Here is a 23,477-nt window from a genome sequence, read left to right on the forward strand (position 1 = left end):
ACGACCGTTCGTCCCGGCGGACGGGACCCACGCTTCGTCCGCCCTTCGGAAAGCAAAAAGGGGAAGGGACGACCTATGCGTAAGGTCGCGAGAAAAAGCCTGATCACCGTGGTGGCCGCGAGTGGTGCGCTCGCCGTTTCCGGCGGTTACGCGCACGCGGATTCGGGCACGAGCGGCGCGGCCGCTCATTCACCGGGGGCGTTGTCGGGAAATTCGGTCCAGGTCCCGGTCCATGTCCCGGTCAATGCGTGCGGGAACACGGTAAATGTCGTCGGCCTGCTCAACCCGGCTTCGGGGAACAGCTGCGGGAACGGCTCCGGTGGCGGATCGCACGGCTCCGGCCCGAGCGCCGGGGCGAAGGGCGGCACCCACGATTCCCCGGGCGTCGGCTCGGGGAACAGCGTGCAGGTGTCCGTGGACATCCCGATCAACGCCTGTGGGAACAGCGCGAGCGTCGTGGGCGCGCTCAACTCCGCCACGGGCGCCGAATGTGGCGACGCGCCGTCCCGTCCTGGCGAGCCGGAGTCCCCGGGCGGTCCGGGGTCGCCGGGCGGTCCGGGGTCGCCGGGCGAGCCGGAATCTCCGGGCGGCCCGGAGTCGCCGAGCCCGTCCCAGCCGCCGGGGGGCGACGACACGAGGCCTCCGTCGCACGAGCCGGGTGGTTCGGGTGGACCGGGGTCGACGCCGCCGGGTAGCGACGAGGGCTCGGATCTGCACCCGCAGACCCCGCCGCGCGGGCACGAGGAGATCGCCACCACGCCCGCGGCCGACGCCCCGCCCGCCGCGGACGAACAGCTGGCGCAGACGGGCACGGGCCCGGTGGGTGTGCTCCTCCCGGCCGGCGCGGCCCTGCTCGGCGCGGGCGTCCTCGTGTACCGCAAGGCCCGTACGGCGGGAGGGGCGCGGGGCTAGCCGGGAGGGGTGTCGCCGAGGGGCGATTATCGGCCGCCGCGCGTGAGGATTCGGCCGTTCTGCAAGGGACGGCAGGTAGCTGGTTCCCGGATCGGGTAATTCCGCGAAGCGGCACAAAACCGGAGGAAAGTCTGCGCTTTACGATGCTGCCCCGCCCACGGTCTTCCGGGGCGGGGCGCCTTTCACGCCCCGTCCGACCCGGCGGTCGGGGCGTCATCGACCCACGTACGGGCCCGTGTCACCAGGTCGCGCGAATCTGGCGGATGATCCGGCGGCGTAGCCGCACCTTGCGGCTGCCGTCCGGGTTCAGGCGGAGGCGGTCCAACTCCCAGTGTCCGTACTCGGCGTGGTCTGTCAGCAGGCGTGTGGCGGCCTTGCGGGAGACCCCCCGCGGCACATACACATCGCAGAATTCATATTCCGGCATCGCATCTATTGTGCGGGACCGGCCCGGGTACGGATAGCGTCTGCACTATGTCTGATGCTGCGCAGCCCTCCGCTGCCGAGGTACGTGCCGCCGCCGAGGCGGTCAAAGCCGCGCTGGACCGTCACCTCGACGCGGTGGAACGCCGCTCGGGCGAGGACGATGCCGCCGTTTACGCCGCGTTCGACGAGCTGGCCGCGGCGGCCGAGGCGTACGACGAGCTGCTCTACGACACCTACGACGAGGTCACGCCGTTCGAGATCCCCGGCAGCGACGGGCTGCCCGCGTACGCGGGGCCCGAGGAGCCGAGCGCGCTCAGCGTGCTGATCCGCCGGGACTACACCGTCGTGGAGCCGCAGCGGCTGCTGTCGCAGGCGCAGCGCATTGCCGATCTCGACCCCGGCTCGGCCACGGAACCGGGCGCCGCGCAGAGCCCGTCCAGGCCCGGCGGGAACGCGGCGGCCGCCGTGGTCGGCAGCAGCGTGCACGCGGCGCTCGGCGTGCTCTTCGGGGAGTACGAGCCGGACGAGATCGCCTCCCGGCACAAGGAGTTCGGCCTGGAGGAGGGCGACTCCACGCTGTGGGTGGCGGCCGCGGAGGAACCGCCGGAGCCGGGCGAATGGCTCGCCGCCCCCTTCGAACAGGCCGACCCGCAGCGCGTCGTCTGCCGCTTCGACGTCAGCTCCGTCTTCGACGAAGAACTGGACTTCGTGGACGAGTCGGAGGAGGACGAGTCGGACGAGGACGTCGAGGATGTAGCGGACGACGAGGACGACGAAGACGTGGCGGACGTCGAGGACGACGAGGACGTGGACGCGGAGGGGGGCAAGGGCGCGAACGGAGCCCGGCGGGGCAACGGGAACGGCCGGGGCGGGAGCGCGGCCGACCCCGAGCTGGAGGTCATGGACCGGGAGCGCTGAGGGCCGCGGGCCGGGCCCCGGGACCGGACCGGGACCGGCCTGAGACCAGCAGTCCTGTGCGCCCTGGAGCGGGCCGGGCCCCGGGCCGGGCTCAAGACCGGCAGTCCTGTGTGCCCTGGAGCCTCGCCGCGACGGGGCTCCAGGGCGGCGGGCTCACTACCCCTCTGCCTGCCACTCGGCCTGCTGCACGTTGAGCAGGGTGCGCAGGCGGGTCGTGCGCTCCTTGGCCGGGATTTCGGCGACCGCGCGGGGGAGTGCCTGGTCGGCGCCCTGGACCACGGACAGATGGCGCTCGCCGCGTCCGAAGGCGGTGTAGACCCAGGCGCGGGTCAGTCCCGGGGCCGCGTCGCCCGGCACCACGACCACGGCCGCGGGCCAGCGCATTCCCGCGGCCTGGTGGGCGGTGAGCGCCCAGCCGTGCCGCAGCGCGCCGCCCGCCACCTCGTCACGGGGCACGACGACAGGGGCGCCGCCGCAGTCCAGGTGCAGCCCGTCCGCGTCCGCGCCGGTGACCTGCCCCGGCACCGTACGGCCGGGAGCCGGGCTGTACGCCACCCGGTCGCCGGGGTCGAAGCCGCCGAACCGGCCCGGGCCGGGGTTGAGCCGCTCCTTGAGCGCGGCGTTGAGCGCGCGGGTGCCCGCGGCGCCGCCGTGCCCCACGGTGATGACCTGCGTTTCCGCCGTCGGTACGCCGATCGCGCGCGGTACCGAATCGGCGACCAGCTGGACCGTACGGTGCACCGCCTCGCCGGCGTCCCGCACCGGCACTATCACGACCTCCTTCTCCGGCGCCTCGACCTCCGTCAGCTCGCCGATGCCGATGCCGGAGACCAGCTCGCCGATGGGGCCGAAGTCGGGCGTACGGGAGGCCACCTGCGGGCAGCAGCGGGCGGCGAGCAGGTCGGCGAAGAGCCGGCCGGGGCCGGCGGACCACAGCACGCCGGGGTCGCCGCTGAGCACGAGGCGGGTGCCGTCGGCCAGCGACTCGATGAGCAGCGCGGCGGTCTCCAGGTCCAGCTGCGGCGCGTCGAGCACGACGAGCAGGTCGAGGGCGAGGGAGCCGTCCGCGTCCCGGCCGGGGCCTTCGCGACCGGCCAGCAGCCCGCCGAGCGTGACGGCGGCGGGGTGCCCGGGGGTGGGCTGGCCGGTGGCTGCGGTGGGGCCGGGCTGCCCGGCGGCTGCCGCGGGGGTGGGCGCCGTCGGCACGCCGGAGGTGTCGTAGTGCGCGGTGGCTTCGGCGACCAGGTCGGCGAGCCGGCGGCGGCCGTCCGCGGTATGCGTGGCGCCGACGGCCCGCAGGCCGAGCGCGCGGGCGGCGGCGATCAGTGCGGCGGGCTCGGCGCGGGCGGCCTCGCCGCCGGTGTGCGCGACCAGGCCGCTGTGCGCGGCGGCCCGGATCAGCTCCCCGGCGGAGGACGAGGGCGCGGCCGCGGCGATGGCCTCCCAGCGGGCGGCCGAGACCTGCGGCGGGCGGGGGGCGATGGGGGCCGTGGTGTCAGGAGCGGTGTCGGGAGCGGTGGTGTCCGTGGTGGCGGCATCCGTGTCGGTACCGGCTTCCGCGGTGTCGGTACCGGCTTCCGCTGTCAGGTCCACGTCCACCTCGGCGGCTGCCTCTGCGTCCCCCTCCGGGGGCGCTTCGGCGTCGGCGGATGCGGGCGCGTCCGGGCCCTCCGCGGGGGACCCGCCGGCCGCTTCCGCGTCCGTCTCCGGGACCGGCTCGAAGGTGTTGAGCAGGCGGGAGAGACCGTCCGCGACGCTCTCCTCGGCCATCGCGAAGCGGTCGAGGCCGAACAGGAGCCGGACGGGCCGCTCCTCGTCGTCCTCGGCGTCCGCCGGGCGCGGCGGTGCCGACGGGTCGTCCAGGGCGTCCTGGAACACCAGCACCTCGCCCTCGGCGATCGCCGTCTGCAGGGCCTCGTCCGGGTCCGGAACGGCCCGGGCCGCCAGCGCGGCGCGCAGGGCACCGGCCTCCAGCGCCGAGTGGCCCGCCAGCGCCGCCTGCTCCAGCAGCCAGCCGATCAGGGCCTGGCCACGGCGCTCGTCGCCCGGGCCGCACTCGGGGCCGAGCAGGGCGCGGGCGAACGTGTCGGCCTGCTCCAGCCGCACGCCCGCGACGGCCAGAAGCCGCCAGGGGTCCTCGCGCAGCGTCTCACCGGCCTGCTCGCCGAGCGCCCGTACGGCCTTCTCGGCCAGCGCCTCGGGAGCGCCGCCCGCCGCGAGGACCTGGCGCGCCCCGCCGATACCGGGGGCGAGCGGCCCGCTCAGCGCCTCCCGCCCCGCGGTGGCCTGCGGGCTGGGAGCCTGCGCCCCAGGCCCCTGCGGACCGGGGCCCTGCGCACTGGGGCCCTGCTGGCCGCCCGGCCGCGCCCCCTGCGGGCCGCCGCTCGGCCCGTGCCCGCCGCCAGAAGCCGCGCCGGGACCGTACGCGCCACCCGCCGGCCCGCCGTCCGCGCGTGCCGGTCCGTCGGCGCCCCGTACGGCTCCAGGCCCGGCAGCCGCACCCGCACCCGCAGCCGTACCGGGGCTCTGCCCGGCCGGTGGCGTTGCGCCGGCCGCCGCCGGGCGGCCCCCAGGAGCGGCACCGGACTGTCCGCCCCTAGCCGCCGCTGCGGCTCCACCGGCCGGAGCGCCGGGTGCCCCCGAGGCACCCGGAGCCGCCGTGCCCGCCGCGTCCCGGGGCGTCGGAGCCGGGCCGCGCGGTGTCTCGTTGAAGAAGGACGCCGCCGACCGCTCGCCGCTCTCCACGGCCCGCACGGCGGCCGCCAGCGCGGCAGCCGAGGCCCTGCCCCCGGCCGCACCGCCACCGGCCGCACCGGCCCCGGCACCGGCGCCCGCACCGGCCTCAGCACCCGCCGCACTACCGCCCGTACCGGCCGCACCACCAGCGGACGCCGGACCCGCACCACCAGCGGACGCCGGACCCACGTCCTCGCCCTCGGGCCGCAAGCCGCCATCCCCCGCCGGACCCATTGGCTCCGGGGCCTCGGTAGGGGCGGGGGCGCCGGTGGGGTGGTCGGTGTTCACAGGGTGCTCCAGTCGTGGTCGGGGTAGCGGTGCACGGGCGCGGAGACGTCGTCCAGTGCACGCCGGATCTCGTCAGGAAGACTAAGGGTCTCCACTGACAATGCCGCTCTGAGCTGCTGCGCCGTGCGTGCGCCGACGATCGGCGCGGTCACGCCGGGGCGGTCCCGGAGCCAGCACAGCGCGACCTGGAGCGGGGTGACGGCGAGGCCGTCCGCCGCCGTGGCGACCGCGTCGACGATGCGCCCTGCGGCGTCGTCGAGATACGGCGCGACGAACGGCGCCAGATGCTCGGACGCGCCGCGCGAGTCCGGCGGTGTGGCATGCCGGTACTTGCCCGTGAGGACGCCGCGGCCGAGCGGGGAGGAGGGCAGCAGGCCGAGGCCCAGGTCGAGCGCCGCGGGCAGCACCTCGCGCTCGACGCCGCGCTGGAGGAGGGAGTACTCCATCTGCGCGCTCGCCAGCCGGGCGCGCACGGCCGGCGCGGCCAGCTGCCACGTGGCGGCCTTGGCGAGCTGCCAGCCGGAGAAGTTCGTGACGCCGACATAGCGCGCGCGGCCGCTGCTGACGGCGGTGTCCAGGGCCTGGAGCGTCTCTTCCAGCGGGGTGTGCGGGTCGAACGCGTGGACCTGCCAGAGGTCGACGTAGTCGGTGCCGAGGCGCTCCAGGGAGTCGTCGAGCGCGGCGAGCAGGTGGCGGCGCGAGCCGTCGACCCTGCGGTCCGCCTCCAGGACGCTGCCGGCCTTGGTCGCGATGACCAGATCGCGGCGCGGCACCATGCCCTCCACGAGGCGGCCCAGGAGGTACTCGGCGCCGCCGTCGGCATAGACGTCGGCGGTGTCGACGAGGGTGCCGCCCGCCTCCCAGAACGTCTTGAGCTGGTCGGCGGCGTCGCGGTCGTCCGTGTCGCGCGCCCAGGTCAGCGTGCCCAGGCCGAGACGGGACACGCGCAGGCCGGTGCGGCCGAGGTGCCTTTGCTCCATGGACCTTGAGATTACTGGCCCGTCCCGGACTTGCGGGGACCTGTGGACAACGCCGTGCGGGGACCTGTGGACAACCGGCAGCGCGGCGGCGGCCGGTGGACGTCTTACGCCGGGCGCGGAGCCCGCGTTACAGTCCCCGAGCAGCATCATTACCGATGAGTAATTCGAGTGAGGGAGCCGCATGAAGCTCGGGATCAACCTCGGCTACTGGGGTGCCGGCATGGACGGGGACAACCTCGCCGTGGCGCAGGAGGCCGACCGGCTCGGGTACGCGGTCTGCTGGGCGGCGGAGGCGTACGGCTCTGACGGGCCGACCGTGCTCTCCTGGGTCGCCGCGCAGACGGAGCGGATCGACGTCGGGTCGGCGATCTTCCAGATCCCGGCGCGTACGCCCGCCATGACGGCCATGACCGCCGCGACGCTGGACTCGCTCTCCAACGGCCGCTTCCGGCTCGGGCTCGGCGTCTCGGGGCCGCAGGTCTCCGAAGGCTGGTACGGCGTGAAGTTCGACAAGCCGCTGGCGCGTACCCGGGAGTACGTGGAGATCGTACGGAAGGCGATGTCCCGGGAGCGGCTGTCCTACGAGGGGCAGCACTGGACGCTGCCGCTGCCCGGCGGACCGGGCAAGCCGATCAAGCTCACGGTGCACCCGAAGCGCGAGCGCGTCCCGCTCTACATCGCGGCGATCGGCCCGAAGAACCTGGAGCAGACGGGCGAGATCGCCGACGGCGCGCTGCTCATCTTCCCGGCCGCCGAGCACCTCCAGGACACGGCGATCTCGCACCTCCGGGCGGGCCGGGAGAAGGCCGGGCTCACGATGGAGGGCTTCGACGTCTGCCCGACGCTGCCGATCGCCGTCGGCGAGGACAAGGACGTGCCGGCGCTCGCCGACACCTTCCGCCCGTACACCGCGCTCTACGTGGGCGGCATGGGCAGTCGCAAGCAGAACTTCTACAACCAGCTGGCGCGGCGGATGGGCTACGAGCAGGCGGCCGCCGACATTCAGGAGAAGTACCTGGCCGGTGAGAAGGACGCGGCGGCGGCCGCCGTCCCGCACGAGCTCATCGACTCCACCACCCTGCTCGGCTCGGTGGAGCGGATCGCGGACCGCATGCAGGCGTACGCGGCGGCCGGCGTGACCACGCTGACGCTGTCGCCCGCGGGCTTCACGCTGGAGGAGCGGATCGCCGCGCTGCGGGCCGGCACCGAGGCCCTGGAGCGGGCCGGGCTGGCCTGACACGAACGGCCCTGGGGCGGGGGTGGCCCCAGGGCCGGAGATCTGCGGCCGTGGTGGGGGCTCGGGGGTCTTCCCCGCCACGGCCGTCACACAGCACAACGCGCTGACGCCTGGGGTGGTTACGCCCCGCGCACCGCTCGCTGGTCCATCGTTCGGGCGAGTTCAGCGTCCTTCGTGTTGCCGGAGAGAGCGCAGCGCACTTGACTTTTCCTTTGCGGGTGTCCTGTTCGAGGTGGCGTCCTGGAGGTCCGTCGATGCTCACGGCGAAGAGTCTGTTCCAAGAAATCCTGGACCACGACGAGTCCTTCCGGCTGTTCTGTTCCATCGCCGCGAGCGGCGAGTCGCAGGGCGGCTGGGAGAACGGGCGGATCGCCGCGCTGGTCCCCGAGAGCCAGCGCGCGATGGCCCCGAAGGTGGCCCGGCACGGTGCGGACGAGGAGAAGCACGGCCGGATCTTCAACGCCCTGCTGCGCCGCCGCGGGCTGCAGGCCGTCGCGGTCCCCGCGGCCGCCGACTACACGATGCTCCTGGAGCGCCGCGGCATCGGGCTCGCGCACGAGAAGCTGCAGCGCGACGAGCCGCTGACGGAGCCCGACATCGTCGCCTACCTGGCGCACAGCCGGGTCACCGAGCAGCGGGCCGCCGAGCAGATGGCGATGCTCAAGAAGTACTTCGGCGACCACCCGGAGGTCGGCAAGGCCGTCCGGATGATCGCCAAGGACGAGGACAACCACCTCGCGTACTGCCACGAGGAGCTGCTGCGGCTGGCCGGTGCCGGGCACGCCGAAGAGATCCGGCGGATCCTGCGGGAGAGCGTGCGGGCCGAGATCGCCGTCTACCGTGACGTCAGCCTGGCCGTGATGGAGCGGATGGGGCACATCCTGCGCTGGCCCCGTGCGAAGCGGGCGCTGCTCACGGCCGGGATCCACGCCATGTACGCCTACGAGCGCGCGTACGGCTGGCGGCGCATGGTGAGCCTGCGGATGCCCGAGAGGCTGGACGCGCTGGGCGGCCCGGCCTCCTCGGCCCCCGAGTTCGCCTGACGGGCCCCTACAGCCACTCGCGGCGTTTGAAGAGGCGGTACAGCGACACTTCGATGGCGGCCATGACCAGCAGGCACGCCGGATAGCCGAAGGTCCATTTCAGCTCCGGCATGTGCTCGAAGTTCATGCCGTAGATGCCCGCGATCATGGTCGGTACGGCGGCCAGCGCGGCCCATGCCGAGATCTTGCGCATGTCGTCGTTCTGCCGCACGCCCATCTGCGCCAGGTGGGCCGAGAGGATGTCCGACAGCAGCCGGTCCATGCCCTCCACGGACTCGTTGGCCCGCGTGAGGTGGTCGTCCACGTCGCGGAAGAAGGGCCGGGCCTGGTCGTGCACGAACGGTACGCCCGGGTTCTGCAGGCGGGCCATCGGCTCGGCCAACGGGCCCGTGGCGCGCCGGAATTCCAGTACCTCGCGCTTGAAGGCGTAGATGCTCTGTGCGGTGCTCCGGGTGCTCCCGCCGCCCTTGGTGTCCGGGCCGACCGGCGCGAAGACGGATGCCTCCAACTCCTCCAGGTCGAGCTGGAGTTCCGCGGCCACGTCGATGTAGTGGTCGACCACCGCGTCGCTGACCGCGTACAGGACCGCCGTCGGGCCCTGTTTGAGGACGTCGGGGTCGTGTTCCAGGCGCGCGCGTACGGAGGCCAGCGGGCTTCCCTCGCCGTGCCGTACGGAGACGACGAAGGAGTCCCCTATGAAGAGCATCAGCTCGCCCGAGTCGATGCTGCCGTCGGAGTCGTCGTACACGATGGGCTTCAGCACCATGAAAAGGGAGTCGTCGTACACCTCCAGCTTCGGCCGCTGATGGGCCTTGAGCGCGTCCTCCACGGCCAGCGGGTGGAGCCCGAACTCCTCGCTGACCTGCTCGAACTCCTCCTCGGTCGGCTCATGCATGCCGAGCCACAGAAAGGAGTGCCCCTCCGCTCGGGCTTCGTCGAGCGCGGTGGAGTATCCCGCCGGCTTCTCGATCCGCCGGCCGTTCCGGTAGATGGCACAATCCACGATCACATGGGGCATTCTCGCTGCCGGGCGCCGCGCGTGCCAGGGAGGCCACCGTACGGCCCGCCTTCCGCTCGCTTCCGTAGAACGTAGGGTGGCTGCCATGCCCACGCTGCTCCTCGTACGGCACGGCCGCTCCACCGCCAACACGTCCGGCATTCTCGCGGGGCGCACGCCCGGCGTCGCCCTGGACGAGCGAGGCGCCGCGCAGGCCGCCGCGCTGCCCGGCCGGCTCGCCGCAGTGCCGCTCGTCGCGGCGGTGTCCAGCCCCCTCCAGCGCTGCCAGGAGACGCTGGCCCCGTTGCTGGCGGCCCGCCCGGGGCTGCCGCTGCACACGGAGGACGGCATCAACGAGTGCGACTACGGCGACTGGTCGGGGCGCAAGCTCGCCGAGCTGACCGACGAGCCGCTGATGCAGACCGTCCAGCAGCACCCGTCCGCGGCCGGCTTCCCCGGCGGCGAGACCATGCGCACCATGCAGAACCGTGCCGTCGACGCGGTCCGCGCCTGGAACGCGCGCATCGAGGACGAGCACGGCCCCGAGGCGGTGTACGTGATGTGCTCGCACGGGGACATCATCAAGTCCCTCGTGGCGGACGCCCTCGGCATGCATCTCGATCTCTTCCAGCGGGTGTCCGTCGAGCCCTGCTCGGTGACGGCCGTCCGCTACACGCCGCTGCGTCCGTACCTGATCCGGCTCGGCGACACAGGTGACCTCGGCTCGCTGGCGCCCAAGGAGGAAGGTTCCGGCGCGGTCCCGGAGCGCGACGCGGCGATCGGAGGTGGCGCGGGAGCATCGTGATCAGCAGGCGCAGTAGGGTGGTGCGACGGCGCTGCCCACCACGCCAATCCTGTGATCCGTTTCCCGTGACCACAGACCCCCGCAGTCGAGCAATCGGAGCAGGACCTTGTCCCGTCAGGTGTTCTTCTACGACGCGCCGGACCGCTTCGTGGCCGGCACGGTCGGGCTGCCTGGCCGTCGCAGCTTCTACCTCCAGGCCACGGCGGCCGGCCGCACCACCAGCGTCGCGCTGGAGAAGACGCAGGTCGCCGCGCTCGCCGAGCGCATGGACGAGCTGCTGGACGAGGTGGTGCGCCGCAGCGGCGGCAACGCCCCGGTCCCGGCCGTCGCCCCGTCGGAGATCTCCGACACCGCGCCGCTGGAGAGCCCGGTGGAGGAGGAGTTCCGCGTCGGCACCATGGCGCTGGCCTGGGACGGCGACGAGGAACGCATGATCGTCGAGGCCCAGGCGCTGGTCGAGCTGGACGCCGACAACGACGAGGACCTCGCCGAGGCCGAGGAGCGGCTGCTCCAGGACGACGAGAACGGCCCCCCGATGCTGCGCGTCCGGCTCACCGGCACCATGGCCCGCGCCTTCGCCAAGCGCGCCCTGGAGGTCGTGAACGCCGGCCGTCCGCCGTGCCCGCTGTGCAGCCTGCCGCTCGACCCGGAGGGACACGTATGTCCGCGCCAGAACGGATACCGGCGAGACGCCTGAGCCCCGCCGAGCTGGAGGAGCACCTCCGGCACGGCGAGCTCACCGTGCGCGGCCGGGTCCGCGAGGCGTCCAACGCCGTCCTGTACTGCACCGTCGAGCACGACGGCTGGTCCGGCGCGTGCGTCTACAAGCCGGTCGCGGGGGAGCGCCCGCTGTGGGACTTCCCCGACGGCACGCTCGCCGAGCGCGAGGTCGCCGCGTACGAGATCTCCCGGGCCACCGGCTGGGACCTGATCCCGCCCACCGTGCTGCGCGACGGCCCGTACGGGCGCGGCATGGTCCAGGAGTGGATAGAAGCGTCCGACGAGGACGACAGCCCCGAGCTGCTGGCGCTGATCGAGGACGAGGAGCCGGGGCCCGGCTGGAAGGCCGTCGGCTTCGCGGAGGTCGGCGAGGGGCGTACCGCACTCCTGGTGCACGCCGACGATCCGCGGCTGCGCCGGCTCGCCGTCCTGGACGCGGTGATCAACAACGGCGACCGCAAGGGCGGCCATCTGCTGCCCACCGCCGACGGTCGGGTGTATGCCATCGACCACGGCGTCACCTTCCACGCGGAGGACCGGCTGCGCACCCTCCTGTGGGGCTGGGCGGGCGAGCCGCTGACCGAGGAGGCCCTCGCGGTCCTGAAGCGGCTGGCCGCGGAGACCGCCGAGGGAGAGCCGCTCGCCGCCCGACTGGCCGAATGCCTCACCGGTACGGAGATCGCCGCACTGCGCGAACGGATCGCCGGAATGCTGCGCTCCGGCGTACATCCGCAGCCCAGCGGGGAGTGGCCGCCGATTCCCTGGCCGCCGGTGTGACCAGAACGACCCCGGAATGCACGGCCGGGCCGAAGACACAAGAGGGCCTTTCCGGCCAAGACCCACACTCCGGTTCGTATCCGGAACCTGCGTCCGGTTACGCTGCATGGCATGCATGCATGGCCCGCTTCTGAGGTCCCCGCCCTGCCCGGTCAGGGCCGCGACCTGAGGATCCACGACACCGCGACCGGCGGACGGGTGACCCTCGCCCCCGGTCCCGTCGCCCGAATCTACGTCTGCGGCATCACGCCGTACGACGCGACCCACATGGGGCACGCGGCGACCTACAACGCGTTCGACCTCGTTCAGCGCGTGTGGCTCGACACGAAGCGACAGGTCCACTACGTGCAGAACGTCACGGACATCGACGATCCGCTGCTGGAGCGGGCCGTGGCCACCGGCGACGACTGGACCGCGCTCGCCGAGCGGGAGACCGCCCTCTTCCGCGAGGACATGACCGCCCTGCGGATGCTGCCCCCGCAGCACTACATCGGCGCCGTCGAGGCCATACCGGGCATCGTGCCGCTGGTGGAGCGCCTCCGCGACGCGGGCGCCGCGTACGAGCTCGACGGCGACGTGTACTTCTCCGTCGAGTCCGACCCGCACTTCGGCGAGGTCTCGAACCTCGACGCCGAGGCGATGCGGCTGCTGTCCGCCGAGCGCGGCGGCGACCCGGAGCGCCCGGGCAAGAAGAACCCGCTGGACCCGATGCTGTGGATGGCGGCGCGCGACGGCGAGCCCAGCTGGGATGGCGGCTCGCTCGGCCGGGGCCGCCCCGGCTGGCACATCGAGTGCGTCGCCATCGCCCTGGACCACCTGGGCATGGGCTTCGACGTGCAGGGCGGCGGGTCCGACCTGGCCTTCCCGCACCACGAGATGGGCGCCTCGCACGCGCAGGCGCTGACCGGTGAGCACCCCTTCGCCAAGGCGTACGTGCACGCCGGAATGGTCGCCCTGCACGGCGAGAAGATGTCCAAGTCCAAGGGCAACCTCGTCTTCGTCTCCAAGGTGCGCCAGGACGGCACCGACCCGGCCGCCATCCGGCTCGCCCTGCTGGCCCACCACTACCGTGCCGACTGGGAGTGGACCGACCAGGTCCTGCCGGACGCGGTGGACCGGCTCGCCCGCTGGCGCGCCGCGGTCTCCCGCCCCGACGGCCCGTCCGCCGACGCGCTCGTCGAGGAGGTCCGCGAGGCGCTCGCCGACGACCTGGACTCGCCGGCCGCGCTCGCCGCTGTCGACCGCTGGGCCGAGCGGCAGCAGGCCGAAGGCGGCACGGACGAGGGCGCGCCCGGCCTGGTCTCCCGGACCGTGGACGCGCTGCTCGGCGTCGCACTGTAAGGCACCGACCGCCCATACGTAACGGGGCGCTTCCTCCGAGGAGGAAGCGCCCCGCTTGGTTCTCACACCGGGGTGACCGTCAGCCGGTCACCCGGTGCTCACCCGCTCCGAAGGTCAGACCTTGCGGATCTGGATGCTGCGCAGGATGTGCGGGGTCTGGCTGTCCCAGACACCGATGACCTGGAAGCCGCTGCGGAACGCCTCGGAGACCTGGTCGAAGGTGGTGTCGTTGGGGTTGTTGAGCACGCGGAACTGGTTCTCGATCTGCAGGAAGATCTGGCGGGGCTGACCCGGGATCGGCTGCGGGATCGCGACGAACGCGGTCGCCCGGCCGGCCCGCAGGACCTGCTGCTGAACCTGCTGCTGGACCTGCTGCACGGCCTGCTGCGTCACCTGGTGCAGGTGCTGCAGGACCTGCTGCTCCTGCTGCTGCTCCTGCTGCTGCATCTGGCCGCCGCCCTGCTGCCCGAACTGCTGCAGCAGCTGCTGGAAGGGCTGCTGCTGGCCGAGCTGCTGGAGCTGCTCCAGCATGCCGCCCTGCTGCTGCGGCTGCTGCATCTGGCCGTAGGGCTGCTGACCGTACTGCTGCTGGCCGTAGGGCTGCTGCTGCCCCATGCCCTGCTGGCCGAACGGGGACGTGCTCGGGCCCTGCTGGCCGAGCTGACCGAGCTGACCGAGGGGGCTCATCTGAGTGGTCATTAGGTGCTACCTTCCCTGACTTGTTGGTGTGTTTCAGCCGGTGACGACCAGCTCGTCAGCCTGTGATGACCAGACCCACGACCTCGTCGTCGGAGTACCACACACGTACGTCGGGCCGTCCCCCCGCGAAGGCGGAGTGCACCGCCTGGCGCACCTCGGGCGCCGGCCGGTTCAGGTTGCGCCACGCACCGGCCACGAAGAGCCGGAGCCGCGGGGGGAGTTCTCGGGGGTAGGGGAGCAGTTCGTCCCAGTACCGCTCGGCCTGGCCGGAGCCGACCGAGGAGGGCACCAGGTGCGTCACTGCCGCCCTGATGTCGGGCCGGTTGCCGATCCGTTGGGAGGCCGGCCGGCCCGGCGCGTCCTGCTGCGGGGACCCGGTGGTCCGCAGCACCTCACGCGCCTGCTCGGGATTCATCGGGGCCGCGCCCGCGGCCTTGAGCATGCCCTGCAGCGACGCCAGCGCGCCGACCACAAGGGGGGAGGCCGATGAGGTTCCCGAGAAGCTGTCGGTGTACCAGGCGATCTCCTCCGTACCGCCCTGCAGGTCGCCGGGCCGGTCCCAGAAGCCACCGGTGGTGGTGACCTCGCGGCCCCAGCCCTGGGCGTCCAGCCGCATACCGTAGTTGGAGAATCCCAGCCGCGACCGGTCCGGGCCGTGATCACGGCCGTGGGTGCCGGGCGGCGGGGCGCCCGCGCCGACCAGGATCGCGCCGGACGCCTGGTTGGAGGGGTTGAAGGGGTTGCGCCACCACTGCGGGAAGCGGTCGGGACGGCGTTCGTACAGCGCGTCGTCCAGGCTCTCCGCGCCGTTGCCGGCCGCCTCCACCACGACGACGCCCTTCGCGGTCGCCCAGCGGATCGCCGCGAAGTCGTCCGGCCACCACTCCAGCGCGATGTAGCCGCGCTGGTCGTCCCGGTGCTCGTAGTCGAACCGGGGCCCGGGCCGGTGGAGTTCGATCAGCAGGATGTCACCGCGCGAGAGCCGCTCGGCCGCCGCGTGGATCGCCGCCGCCGAACCGATGCCCTGGATGGAGGCCGCGGCGGTCACCGCGCCGGGCGCGACGCCCACCACTCCCCGGTCGTTGCGGTCGCCCCCGATGACACCGAGGACGGCCGTGCCGTGGTTGCGCCAGGCCAGGTCCTGGACCGGAGTGCCGACCACGATGCCGGCCAGCCGCTCCGCCAGGTCCTCGTGGCCCAGCTGCCAGGCGCCCTCGACGTCGACGATGGTGACGCCCTCGCCGTCACCGCCCTGCCGCTGCCACGCCCATACGGCGTTCACGCCCTCGGGCGCGGCGCCCAGGTGGCCCTGGCGGCCCGTGAAGTCGGGCGTCGCGGGCGCGCCCTCCTTCCGCCCCTGCTCCTCCGGGCCGCGCGCGGCCGAAGTGGCGGGCACGGCACCGGGCTTGAGGTACGCCGTCTCGATCTCCGGGAGGGCGGAGAGCCGGGCGGTCAGCTCCACGGCCCGGGTGTCACCGCCCCGTACCCGGTAGAAGAGCGAGAGGTCCGGGAGCGTGCCGGCGCCCGCCGACGGCTCCTGCGGCATGGCGGCGCGTATCCGCTCCTCGCTGCCGAACAACGGCTCCAGAGAGAGCTGCTGGTCGCTGAGGAACATCTCCAGCGCGGAGATGTCCGCTCCGGACGCCGACCGTATGCCGTCCGCGCCGGCGCGGAGGCCGGGCTCGGCCCGCGCGACGACGATCAGCTCCGGTTCGGCTCCTTGGTAGGTAAATCCCGCTCCGTCGGGTCCGGGGCCCGCCATGCCGGGGCCCGTACCGGGAGGTGCCTGGTCGGTCATCGCTGGGACCGCTCCCTTCGGGGGTGCTGCGCCGTGCCCTGCCGCCTGTGAGCACCGTTCCGTGCAACAGCGGTGTGTACCGGATGTTGCGGTTCGGTGTCGCCTGGCTCCGGGGCGTCACCCTGCTACCTCCGCTCGCCCCCGTCCAGCCCGTCGGCACCCCCTACGTTTGGGATTCGGTCGAATGGGAAGCGTGGTCAAATCGACCGGAAAGCGATGACACACCGTCAAGCGGTCAAACGCTACCGAGACGTATGCGCGGTGGCGGGGTGGAAGTGCCCGCGGACAGCCCGCCCGGCGGCGGAAACAACGGAGCGGGGCGGTGCTTCAGCACCGCCCCGCTCCGTTTCGGTCAGTCCTCCGAGGAATCGCCGTCCGGGGGATCCGTCTGCTCGTCCCCCTGCGCGCGCTCCTGGCCGTCCTGCTGCTTCGCGGGGCCGCCCTCCGTCTTCGGCGGCTTGGGCGGGCGGGTCCGGCCGCTGGGGGAGTCGCGCAGGTAGGAGCCGTCGCGGCCGTCGGCGACCCCGCCGTCGGTCGCCAGGCCCGGCCCGGCCTGCGGGTCCCGCCGCCGCAGGTAGCGCTCGAATTCCCGCGCAATGGCCTCGCCCGACGCCTCCGGCAGCTCAGCGGTGTCCCGGGCCTCCTCCAGCGACTGGACGTACTCGGCGACCTCGCTGTCCTCGGCCGCCAGCTGGTCCACGCCCAGCTGCCACGCCCGCGCGTCCTCGCTCAGCTCGCCGAGCGGGATGCGCAGGTCCAGCAGGTCCTCCAGGCGGTTCAGCAGGGCCAGCGTCGCCTTGGGGTTCGGCGGCTGCGAGACGTAGTGCGGCACGGCCGCCCACAGGCTCACCGCGGGCACCCCGGCGTGCGTGCACGCCTCCTGGAGGATGCCGACGATGCCCGTGGGGCCCTCGTACTTGCTCTCCTCCAGGTCCAGCGTGCGCGCCAGGTCCGCGTCGGAGGTGACGCCGCTGACCGGGACGGGGCGGGTGTGCGGGGTGTCGCCGAGCAGTGCGCCCAGTACCACCAGCATCTCCACGCCCAGCTCGTGCGCGAAGCCCAGGATCTCGTTGCAGAAGGACCGCCAGCGCATGCTGGGCTCGATGCCGCGGACCAGCACCAGGTCGCGGGGCTTGTCGCCGCCCACCCGGACGACGGACAGCCGGGTCGTGGGCCAGGTGATCTTGCGGACGCCGCCCTCCAGGAAGACGGTGGGCCGGTTCACCTGGAAGTCGTAGTAGTCCTCGGCGTCCAGCGCGGCGAAGACCTCGCCCTTCCACTCCCGGTCCAGGTGCGCGACCGCGGCGGAGGCGGCGTCGCCGGCGTCGTTCCAGCCTTCGAACGCGGCCACCATGACCGGATCGATCAGCTCGGGCACCCCCTCCAGCTCGATCACCCAGCGCCTCCTTCCGGCCGGTCGGCCCCTCGTCGGCGGCCGCCGGTTGCAGTTCCCGTTCCGTGCGCTCCCAGCCTACGGCGTCCGTGGTACCCGAACGCAGCCCCTCTGCACTAACGAGTACTCATTCATCCGATCTGTCCCTGTCAACTACCGGGCGCGACCTGCGGGATGGCGGGGGAGCGGGGTCCATACATCGGAGTGCGGGACAGATCGGATGTCCCTCCGTGCCACCGCCCGGAGCGGCCTCGTGGGAGGCCGGGCGGCGTTGCCCGGCCGCCCGGCACGACGTCCGGTTTCCGCAGCTTACGGACCGGCCCCGCCGCGGCCCGCCGGCCCCACCGGGCCACGGCCGTCACAGCGACGCCCGCAGCCACTGCTCCACGCCGGCGATGTGGACCGTCGCCCAGGCGCGCGCCGCCTCCGCGTCCCGGGCCCGCAGCGCGCCGAGGATCGCGCGGTGCTCGGTCAGGGTGCGGGCCACCGCGTCCTTCTGGGTCAGCCCGCGCCAGATGCGGGCCCGCGTGGTCGGCCCGGAGAGGCCGTCCAGCAGCGAGCAGAGCACGGAGTTGCCGGACGCGGCCGCGATGGCGCGGTGGAACTCCAGGTCGCAGGCGACCAGCTCCTCCACCGCGGGCGCGGTCCCGAGCGCGTCCAGCTGCGCGTCCAGCGCGTCCAGTTGCGCCGCGCCGATCCGGGCCGTGGCCATCGCCGTGGCGGGCGGCTCCAGGATGCGGCGGACGGCCAGGAACTCCAGGACGGTGTCGTCGCGGTGGAAGTCCACCACGAAGCTCACCGCCTCCAGGAGCAGCTGCGGGTCCAGGCTCGTGACGTACGTGCCGTCGCCCTGGCGCACGTCCAGGATGCGGATCAGGGCCAGCGCGCGGACCGCCTCGCGCAGGGAGTTGCGGGACAGGCCCAGCTCGGCGGCGAGTTCGCTCTCCTTGGGCAGCCGGTCACCGGGGCGCAGCGCGCCGGAGACGATCATTCCCTTGATCTTCTCGATGGCCTCGTCCGTGACCGCCATGGCCGACCTCCCCGCTTCGGAACGCTGAAAGCCCGAAAACCGTCCACAGACATCGGATGTCTGGAGTGCGGCCATTATGGCGTGCGAACGCCGAGGGGCGGGACTCCGATACCCCGGAATCCCGCCCCTGTACCGGCCGGCGGGATCCGCCGGCCGCCGGGCTCAGCTCTTGCGTGCCGACAGCACGTCCTCGACCTTCGCGCGGACGTCGTCCGTGGCCAGGCCGCGGATGGTCAGCGTCGTACGGCGGCGCAGCACGTCGTCCGCGGTCTCGGCCCACTCGTGGTCCCGCGCGTACACCACCTGCGCCCAGATCTCGGGGGCATCGGGGTGGATGCGCTCGGCCAGCGCCGGGTCCTCGTTCGCCAGCCGCGCGATGTCGAAGGACAGCGAGCCGTAGTGGGTGGCGAGGTGCCGGGCGGTGTCGGCGGACATCCGCGGGCCCGGCGTACCGCCGTCGACCAGCAGCCGGTGCGCGACCGCCTGCGGGTTGGCGATGCCCGGCAGCGGCAGCTTCTTCGGCAGCTCGGAGATCGGCTCCAGGTTCTCGCCGAGCGGGTGCCCGGGCAGCGCGGCGAGCTTGTTCATGACCGTACGTCCGATGTGCCGGAACGTCGTCCACTTGCCTCCGGCCACCGACAGCATGCCCCCGGAGCCCTCGGTCACGACCGTCTCGCGCTTGGCCTTGGAGGTGTCGCCGGGGCCGCCCGGCAGCACCCGCAGGCCCGCGAAGGAGTACGTGATCAGGTCGCGGGACAGCTGCTGGTCGCGGACCGAGAACGCGGCCTCGTCCAGGATCTGCTTGACGTCCTTCTCGGTGACCGACACATCCGCCGGGTCGCCCTCGTACTCCTCGTCGGTGGTGCCCAGCAGCAGCTGGTCCTCCCACGGCAGCGCGAAGGTGATGCGGTACTTGTCGATCGGGGTCGCCAGCGCGGCCTTCCAGGGGGAGGTGCGCTTGAGGACCAGGTGCGCGCCCTTGGAGAGGCGGATGGAGGGGGCCGCGTTCGGGTCCTCCATCTTGCGCAGGTGGTCGACCCACGGGCCGGTGGCGTTCAGTACGAGACGCGCGTTGACGCCGAACTCGGTGCCGTCGGTGCGGTCCTTCAGGTCCGCGCCGGTGACCCGGCCCTGCGTGAAGCGCAGCCCGGTGACCTCGGCGTGGTTCAGTACGGTCGCGCCCGCCGCGGCGGCCGCGCGGACCGTCATCAGCGCCATCCGCGCGTCGTTCATCTGGTCGTCGCCGTACACGGCCACGGCCTTGAGGTTCTCCGTGCGCAGCTCGGGCACGTCGCGCTGGGCCTTGGCCGGGCTGATCACGTGGCCGACGCCGTCGCCGAAGGCGGAGAGCGCGGAGTAGGCGAAGACGCCCGCGCCGAGCTTGGCCGCGCCGTGCGGGCCGCCCTTGTAGACCGGCAGGTAGAAGGTCAGCGGGTTCGACAGGTGCGGGGCGACCTGGCGGGAGACGGCGCGGCGCTCGAAGTGGTTCTCCGCCACCAGCTTCACCGCGCCGGTCTGCAGGTAGCGCAGGCCGCCGTGGAGCAGCTTGGAGGAGGCGGAGGAGGTGGCGCCGGCGAAGTCGCCGGCGTCCACCAGCGCAACCCGCAGCCCCGACTGCGCGGCGTGCCAGGCGGTGGAGATGCCCAGGATGCCGCCGCCGATCACCAGGAGGTCGTACGTCGCCTTGTCGAGCCGCTCCCGGGTCTCGGCGCGGCTCGGGAGTGAACCGTCGGCCGGGTGCGTCCCGAGTGCCGGGACGCTCTGCAGGGTGCTCATGTCTTACTCCTCGTCCTCGATCCAGCCCATGGTCCGCTCGACGGCCTTGAGCCAGCTCTTGTACTCGCGGTCACGGGTGGCCGCGTCCATGCGGGGGGTCCATTCGGCGGCCCGCCGCCAGTTGGCGCGCAGCTCGTCGGTGCCGGACCAGAAGCCCACGGCCAGGCCGGCCGCGTAGGCAGCGCCGAGGCAGGTGGTCTCGGCGACCATCGGGCGCACCACGGGCGCGTCCAGGAAGTCCGAGATCGTCTGCATCAGCAGGTTGTTGGAGGTCATGCCGCCGTCGACCTTCAGTGCGGTCAGCTCGACGCCGGAGTCCTTCGTCATGGCGTCGGTGATCTCGCGGGTCTGCCAGGCGGTGGCCTCGAGAACGGCGCGGGCGATGTGCGCCTTGGTGACATAGCGGGTCAGGCCCGCGATGACACCGCGCGCGTCCGAGCGCCAGTAGGGGGCGAACAGGCCGGAGAAGGCCGGTACGAAGTACGCGCCGCCGTTGTCCTCGACCGTGGAGGCCAGGGTCTCGATCTCGGCGGCGGAGTTGATCAGGCCCATCTGGTCGCGCATCCACTGCACCAGGGAGCCGGTGACGGCGATGGAGCCTTCCAGGGCGTAGACCGGGGTCTCGTTGCCGATGCGGTAGCCGACGGTGGTCAGCAGGCCGTTGTAGGAGTTGACCGGCTCGCCGCCGGTGTTCATCAGCATGAAGGTGCCGGTGCCGTACGTGGACTTGGCCTCGCCGCTGGCGAAGCAGGTCTGGCCGAAGAGGGCCGCCTGCTGGTCGCCGAGCGCGGAGGCGACCGGTACTCCTGCGAGCACACCGGAGGCGGTCTCGCCGTACACCTCGGCGGAGGACTTGATCTCCGGCAGTACGGCCTCGGGGATGCCCATCGAGCTGAGGATCTTGGGCTCCCACTGGAGGGTGCGCAGGTTCATCAGCATCGTGCGGGAGGCGTTGGTGACGTCGGTGACGTGCTTGCCGCCGTTGACGCCGCCGGTGAGGTTCCAGATGACCCAGGAGTCCATCGTGCCGAAGAGGATGTCGCCGGCCTCGGCGCGCTCGCGCAGGCCCTCGACGTTGTCCAGCAGCCAGCGGATCTTCGGCCCGGCGAAGTAGGAGGCGAGGGGGAGGCCGGTCTCGCGGCGGAAGCGGTCCTGGCCGACGTTGCGGCCCAGCTCCTTGCAGAGCGCGTCGGTGCGGGTGTCCTGCCACACGATGGCGTTGTGGACCGGCTCGCCCGTGTGCTTGTCCCAGAGCAGCGTGGTCTCGCGCTGGTTGGTGATGCCGATGGCCTTGACGTCGGCGGAGGTGATGCCGGCCTTCTCGATCGCGCCGGCCACGACCTGCTGGACGTTGGTCCAGATCTCGGTGGCGTCGTGTTCGACCCAGCCGGGCTTGGGGAAGATCTGCTCGTGTTCCTTCTGGTCGACCGAGACGATGCGGCCGTCGCGGTCGAAGACGATGCAGCGGCTGGAGGTCGTGCCCTGGTCGATGGCCGCGATGAACGGGCCGGTGGTGTGGGTGTCGCTCATGGTGTGTGCTCCAGGAGGTGCGGTGGGGGAGTGCGGCTCTTGCGTCTCGTACGGCTGCGGCTTCGGCTCCGTCGGCTGCGGCTCAGGCGAACGCGAGCTGGTAGATGCCGCCCGCGATGGCGCCGCCGATCAGCGGCCCGGCGACGGGGATCCAGGCGTAGCCCCAGTCCGAACCGCCCTTGTTGGGCAGCGGCAGCAGCGCGTGCACGATGCGCGGGCCGAGGTCGCGGACCGGGTTGATGGCGTAACCGGTCGGGCCGCCCAGCGAGAGGCCGATGCCGACGACCACGAAGGCGACCAGCAGGCTGCCGATCGGGCCGACGCCCTTGCCGTCGTCGCTCAGGCCCAGGGTCAGGATCGCCAGCACGAGCACGACGGTGGCGATGATCTCGGTGACGAGGTTCTGCCACGCGTTACGGATCTCCGGGCCCGTGGAGAAGATGCCGAGCACCGGGCCGGCCTTCGGGGCCTGGGCCTGGTCGACGAGACCCTCCTCACCCTTCGGGGGAGTGATGACCTCGGGGTCGGTGAGGTGCGCCTGGAACTGGCCGTAGTAGACGAGCCACACGCAGACCGCGCCGATCATCGCGCCGAGCAGCTCACCGGCGAAGTACACCGGGACCTGGCTCCACTCGATGCCGCCCTGGATGGCCAGGCCGACCGTGACGGCGGGGTTCAGGTGCGCGCCGGATTTGGCGGCGATGTACGCGCCGGTGAGGACGGCGAACCCCCACCCGAAGGCGATGGCCACCCAACCGGCCTCGTACGCCTTCGAGCGCTTGAAAGTGACGGCGGCGCACACGCCACCGCCCAGCAGGATCAGCACAGCGGTACCGATGGTCTCGCTGATGAAGATGTCGGAGCTGGACACCCGCGACTCCTTTGTCCTTCGTCCAGATGGACACCGAGATGCGCCGTACCCCGGGTCCCTCCGGTGGTGCGCGCCCTCGGTGAGGGCGTTTGTCGGCGATCCGGCACTGCCCACCATACGACAATCGTCGTACTGCGTTCGACAATGCCGACCGACGAACGGCAGTTTTGTTTACGCCCAGTAGCCCGTCAAGGGTTCTGTGAGGGAAAACCTAAGCGGAAAGAGCGGACAAAACGGTTAGAAGCGCTGAGCGCCCAGGTCCCTGGACACGGCGCGTGCGCAGTCCCGCACGGCGGCGACGATCTCCGGGCGCAGCTCCCCGTCCCGCCGCACCCGCTCCACGGCGCCGGTGATGCCCACCGCGCCCACCGGCATCCGCCGCCGGTCATGAATGGGCGCGGCCACCGACGCCACGCCCTCCCAGGTCTCCTCCACGTCCGCGGCCCAGCCCCGGGCGCGGGTGAGATCCAGCACGCCCTCGAAGTCCTCCAGGTCCGTGAGCGTGTGCACGGTGAACGCCTCCCGGGGCGCCTCCACCGCCTCGCTGTGCGCCACCGGGTCGTACGCGGAGAGGACCTTGCCCAGCGCCGTACTGTGCAGCGGCTGCATGGCCCCCACCTCCAGCACCTGCCGGCTGTCGTCGGGCCGGAAGACGTGGTGGACGATCAGTACGCCCTGCTGGTGCAGCACGCCCAGATAGGCGCTCTCGCCGGTGGAGCGGGCCAGGTCGTCGGTCCATACGAGGGCCCGAGCGCGCAGCTCGTGCACGTCCAGGTAGCTGTTGCCCAGTCGGAGCAGCTCCGCGCCCAGCTGGTACCGGCCCGAGGCCGCGTCCTGCTCCACGAAGCCCTCCTGCTGGAGGGTGCGCAGGATGCCGTGGGCCGTGCCCTTCGCCAGGTCCAGCGCCGAGGCGATGTCGGACAGCCCCAGGCGCCGTTCGCCGCCGGCCAGCAGCCGCAGCATGGCCGCGGCGCGCTCCAGCGACTGAATGGTCCGTGCCATGGAGCAACCTCCGGGAAGAGCGGTTCGACAATGCCAAACGATATCGGTCGATGCCGACCCCCAGAGAGAGGGTCGCGCACGACACCATGATCACCGCCTACCGGGCCGTACGAGTGCCACGGCCGTCCCACGCCGTGGGACGGCCGTCGCCGGAAGGTGTCCGGCGGTTACGCTGACCCGGTGCGCCCTCGTACCGGA

General features: G+C 72.7%; 21 protein-coding genes. 9 read left to right on the plus strand and 12 right to left on the minus strand.

Translation table 11 applies throughout. The features are described 5' to 3' along the window. Positions 1-75: 75 nt before the first annotated feature. On the plus strand, positions 76-912 hold the full coding sequence (locus AB0I82_RS19655) for a chaplin (RefSeq protein ID WP_363258572.1): 837 nt from the start codon (positions 76-78) through the stop codon (positions 910-912). 238 nt (positions 913-1,150) lie between these two features. Here AB0I82_RS19655 and AB0I82_RS19660 read toward each other — a convergent pair whose 3' ends face one another. Beyond that, positions 1,151-1,339, minus strand: a complete 189-nt coding sequence (locus AB0I82_RS19660) for a DUF5703 family protein (RefSeq protein WP_030252120.1) — start codon at positions 1,337-1,339, stop codon at positions 1,151-1,153. A gap of 47 nt (positions 1,340-1,386) precedes the next feature. On the opposite strand from AB0I82_RS19660, the gene AB0I82_RS19665 reads away from it, so the two are divergent. Further along, positions 1,387-2,256 (plus strand): hypothetical protein, encoded by an 870-nt coding sequence (locus AB0I82_RS19665; protein WP_363258573.1) that lies wholly within the window; start codon positions 1,387-1,389, stop codon positions 2,254-2,256. 156 nt (positions 2,257-2,412) lie between these two features. On the opposite strand, the gene AB0I82_RS19670 is transcribed toward AB0I82_RS19665, so the two are convergent. Next, positions 2,413-5,202 carry a helix-hairpin-helix domain-containing protein gene (locus AB0I82_RS19670; protein ID WP_363258574.1) on the minus strand — a complete coding sequence of 930 codons (2,790 nt, stop codon included), beginning with the start codon at positions 5,200-5,202 and terminating at the stop codon, positions 2,413-2,415. A gap of 74 nt (positions 5,203-5,276) precedes the next feature. Continuing rightward, a complete protein-coding gene (locus AB0I82_RS19675; protein ID WP_363258575.1) occupies positions 5,277-6,260 on the minus strand; it encodes an aldo/keto reductase in 984 nt (327 codons plus the stop codon). A 181-nt stretch (positions 6,261-6,441) separates the two neighbouring features. Between AB0I82_RS19675 and AB0I82_RS19680 the strand changes: the two genes are divergently transcribed. After that, the gene (locus AB0I82_RS19680) at positions 6,442-7,497 is read left to right on the plus strand and encodes an LLM class F420-dependent oxidoreductase (RefSeq protein WP_363258576.1); all 1,056 of its coding nucleotides are present in this window, start codon (positions 6,442-6,444) and stop codon (positions 7,495-7,497) included. A 254-nt stretch (positions 7,498-7,751) separates the two neighbouring features. Next, the gene (locus tag AB0I82_RS19685) at positions 7,752-8,540 is read left to right on the plus strand and encodes a ferritin-like domain-containing protein (protein ID WP_363258577.1); all 789 of its coding nucleotides are present in this window, start codon (positions 7,752-7,754) and stop codon (positions 8,538-8,540) included. Positions 8,541-8,547: 7 nt separating this feature from the next. Here AB0I82_RS19685 and corA read toward each other — a convergent pair whose 3' ends face one another. After that, positions 8,548-9,558: a magnesium/cobalt transporter CorA gene (gene corA / locus AB0I82_RS19690; protein ID WP_363258578.1), complete on the minus strand. Its 1,011-nt coding sequence runs from the start codon at positions 9,556-9,558 to the stop codon at positions 8,548-8,550. Between the two features lie 85 nt (positions 9,559-9,643). Here corA and AB0I82_RS19695 point away from each other — a divergent pair, with 85 nt between their 5' ends. The 4 genes from AB0I82_RS19695 (at position 9,644) to mshC (ending at position 13,180) form a co-directional block, all read left to right on the plus strand. After that, positions 9,644-10,342 carry a histidine phosphatase family protein gene (locus AB0I82_RS19695; protein ID WP_363258579.1) on the plus strand — a complete coding sequence of 233 codons (699 nt, stop codon included), beginning with the start codon at positions 9,644-9,646 and terminating at the stop codon, positions 10,340-10,342. A gap of 106 nt (positions 10,343-10,448) precedes the next feature. After that, a complete protein-coding gene (locus AB0I82_RS19700) occupies positions 10,449-11,039 on the plus strand; it encodes a DUF3090 domain-containing protein (RefSeq protein ID WP_030252096.1) in 591 nt (196 codons plus the stop codon). Beyond that, positions 11,003-11,839 carry an SCO1664 family protein gene (locus tag AB0I82_RS19705; protein WP_363258580.1) on the plus strand — a complete coding sequence of 279 codons (837 nt, stop codon included), beginning with the start codon at positions 11,003-11,005 and terminating at the stop codon, positions 11,837-11,839. Before AB0I82_RS19700 ends, AB0I82_RS19705 begins: the two co-directional genes overlap by 37 nt. Positions 11,840-11,950: 111 nt before the next feature. Then, a complete protein-coding gene (mshC, locus tag AB0I82_RS19710; protein ID WP_363258581.1) occupies positions 11,951-13,180 on the plus strand; it encodes a cysteine--1-D-myo-inosityl 2-amino-2-deoxy-alpha-D-glucopyranoside ligase in 1,230 nt (409 codons plus the stop codon). Positions 13,181-13,294: 114 nt separating this feature from the next. Here mshC and AB0I82_RS19715 read toward each other — a convergent pair whose 3' ends face one another. Then, positions 13,295-13,627, minus strand: coding sequence for a hypothetical protein (locus AB0I82_RS19715; protein WP_363258582.1), 333 nt, complete (start codon positions 13,625-13,627; stop codon positions 13,295-13,297). Between AB0I82_RS19715 and AB0I82_RS19720 the strand changes: the two genes are divergently transcribed. Beyond that, positions 13,583-13,882, plus strand: a complete 300-nt coding sequence (locus AB0I82_RS19720) for a hypothetical protein (protein ID WP_363258583.1) — start codon at positions 13,583-13,585, stop codon at positions 13,880-13,882. The genes AB0I82_RS19715 and AB0I82_RS19720 overlap by 45 nt on opposite strands. 52 nt (positions 13,883-13,934) lie before the next feature. Here AB0I82_RS19720 and AB0I82_RS19725 read toward each other — a convergent pair whose 3' ends face one another. The 7 genes from AB0I82_RS19725 to AB0I82_RS19755 form a co-directional block, all read right to left on the minus strand. Next, positions 13,935-15,677 carry a S8 family peptidase gene (locus AB0I82_RS19725; protein WP_363258584.1) on the minus strand — a complete coding sequence of 581 codons (1,743 nt, stop codon included), beginning with the start codon at positions 15,675-15,677 and terminating at the stop codon, positions 13,935-13,937. A 352-nt stretch (positions 15,678-16,029) separates the two neighbouring features. Beyond that, positions 16,030-17,073, minus strand: coding sequence for a PAC2 family protein (locus AB0I82_RS19730; RefSeq protein ID WP_363258585.1), 1,044 nt, complete (start codon positions 17,071-17,073; stop codon positions 16,030-16,032). Positions 17,074-17,428: 355 nt separating this feature from the next. Beyond that, positions 17,429-18,100 (minus strand): FCD domain-containing protein, encoded by a 672-nt coding sequence (locus AB0I82_RS19735; protein WP_363258586.1) that lies wholly within the window; start codon positions 18,098-18,100, stop codon positions 17,429-17,431. A gap of 162 nt (positions 18,101-18,262) precedes the next feature. Next, positions 18,263-19,876: a glycerol-3-phosphate dehydrogenase/oxidase gene (locus AB0I82_RS19740; protein ID WP_363258587.1), complete on the minus strand. Its 1,614-nt coding sequence runs from the start codon at positions 19,874-19,876 to the stop codon at positions 18,263-18,265. Positions 19,877-19,879: 3 nt separating this feature from the next. After that, the gene (gene glpK / locus AB0I82_RS19745) at positions 19,880-21,406 is read right to left on the minus strand and encodes a glycerol kinase GlpK (protein WP_363258588.1); all 1,527 of its coding nucleotides are present in this window, start codon (positions 21,404-21,406) and stop codon (positions 19,880-19,882) included. Positions 21,407-21,488: 82 nt separating this feature from the next. Next, entirely contained in the window at positions 21,489-22,277 is a 789-nt protein-coding gene (locus tag AB0I82_RS19750; protein ID WP_363258589.1) for an MIP/aquaporin family protein, read from the minus strand. Between the two features lie 237 nt (positions 22,278-22,514). Beyond that, positions 22,515-23,279 carry an IclR family transcriptional regulator gene (locus tag AB0I82_RS19755; RefSeq protein ID WP_363258590.1) on the minus strand — a complete coding sequence of 255 codons (765 nt, stop codon included), beginning with the start codon at positions 23,277-23,279 and terminating at the stop codon, positions 22,515-22,517. Positions 23,280-23,477 lie beyond the last annotated feature (198 nt).

Origin of the sequence: Streptomyces sp. NPDC050315, assembly GCF_040655775.1 — a bacterium.
Lineage (GTDB): Bacteria > Actinomycetota > Actinomycetes > Streptomycetales > Streptomycetaceae > Streptomyces.

Coding starts and splice junctions, on each gene's coding strand:
- AB0I82_RS19660 (WP_030252120.1), bottom strand. CDS start 1,339: ATGCCGGAATATGAATTCTGCGATGTGTATGTGCCGCGGGGGGTCTCC.
- AB0I82_RS19725 (WP_363258584.1), bottom strand. CDS start 15,677: ATGACCGACCAGGCACCTCCCGGTACGGGCCCCGGCATGGCGGGCCCC.
- AB0I82_RS19735 (WP_363258586.1), bottom strand. CDS start 18,100: ATGGCGGTCACGGACGAGGCCATCGAGAAGATCAAGGGAATGATCGTC.
- corA (WP_363258578.1), bottom strand. CDS start 9,558: ATGCCCCATGTGATCGTGGATTGTGCCATCTACCGGAACGGCCGGCGG.
- AB0I82_RS19705 (WP_363258580.1), top strand. CDS start 11,003: ATGTCCGCGCCAGAACGGATACCGGCGAGACGCCTGAGCCCCGCCGAG.
- glpK (WP_363258588.1), bottom strand. CDS start 21,406: ATGAGCGACACCCACACCACCGGCCCGTTCATCGCGGCCATCGACCAG.
- AB0I82_RS19715 (WP_363258582.1), bottom strand. CDS start 13,627: ATGCAGCAGCAGGAGCAGCAGCAGGAGCAGCAGGTCCTGCAGCACCTG.
- AB0I82_RS19755 (WP_363258590.1), bottom strand. CDS start 23,279: ATGGCACGGACCATTCAGTCGCTGGAGCGCGCCGCGGCCATGCTGCGG.
- AB0I82_RS19675 (WP_363258575.1), bottom strand. CDS start 6,260: ATGGAGCAAAGGCACCTCGGCCGCACCGGCCTGCGCGTGTCCCGTCTC.
- AB0I82_RS19655 (WP_363258572.1), top strand. CDS start 76: ATGCGTAAGGTCGCGAGAAAAAGCCTGATCACCGTGGTGGCCGCGAGT.
- AB0I82_RS19695 (WP_363258579.1), top strand. CDS start 9,644: ATGCCCACGCTGCTCCTCGTACGGCACGGCCGCTCCACCGCCAACACG.
- AB0I82_RS19685 (WP_363258577.1), top strand. CDS start 7,752: ATGCTCACGGCGAAGAGTCTGTTCCAAGAAATCCTGGACCACGACGAG.
- AB0I82_RS19665 (WP_363258573.1), top strand. CDS start 1,387: ATGTCTGATGCTGCGCAGCCCTCCGCTGCCGAGGTACGTGCCGCCGCC.
- AB0I82_RS19740 (WP_363258587.1), bottom strand. CDS start 19,876: ATGAGCACCCTGCAGAGCGTCCCGGCACTCGGGACGCACCCGGCCGAC.
- AB0I82_RS19680 (WP_363258576.1), top strand. CDS start 6,442: ATGAAGCTCGGGATCAACCTCGGCTACTGGGGTGCCGGCATGGACGGG.
- mshC (WP_363258581.1), top strand. CDS start 11,951: ATGCATGCATGGCCCGCTTCTGAGGTCCCCGCCCTGCCCGGTCAGGGC.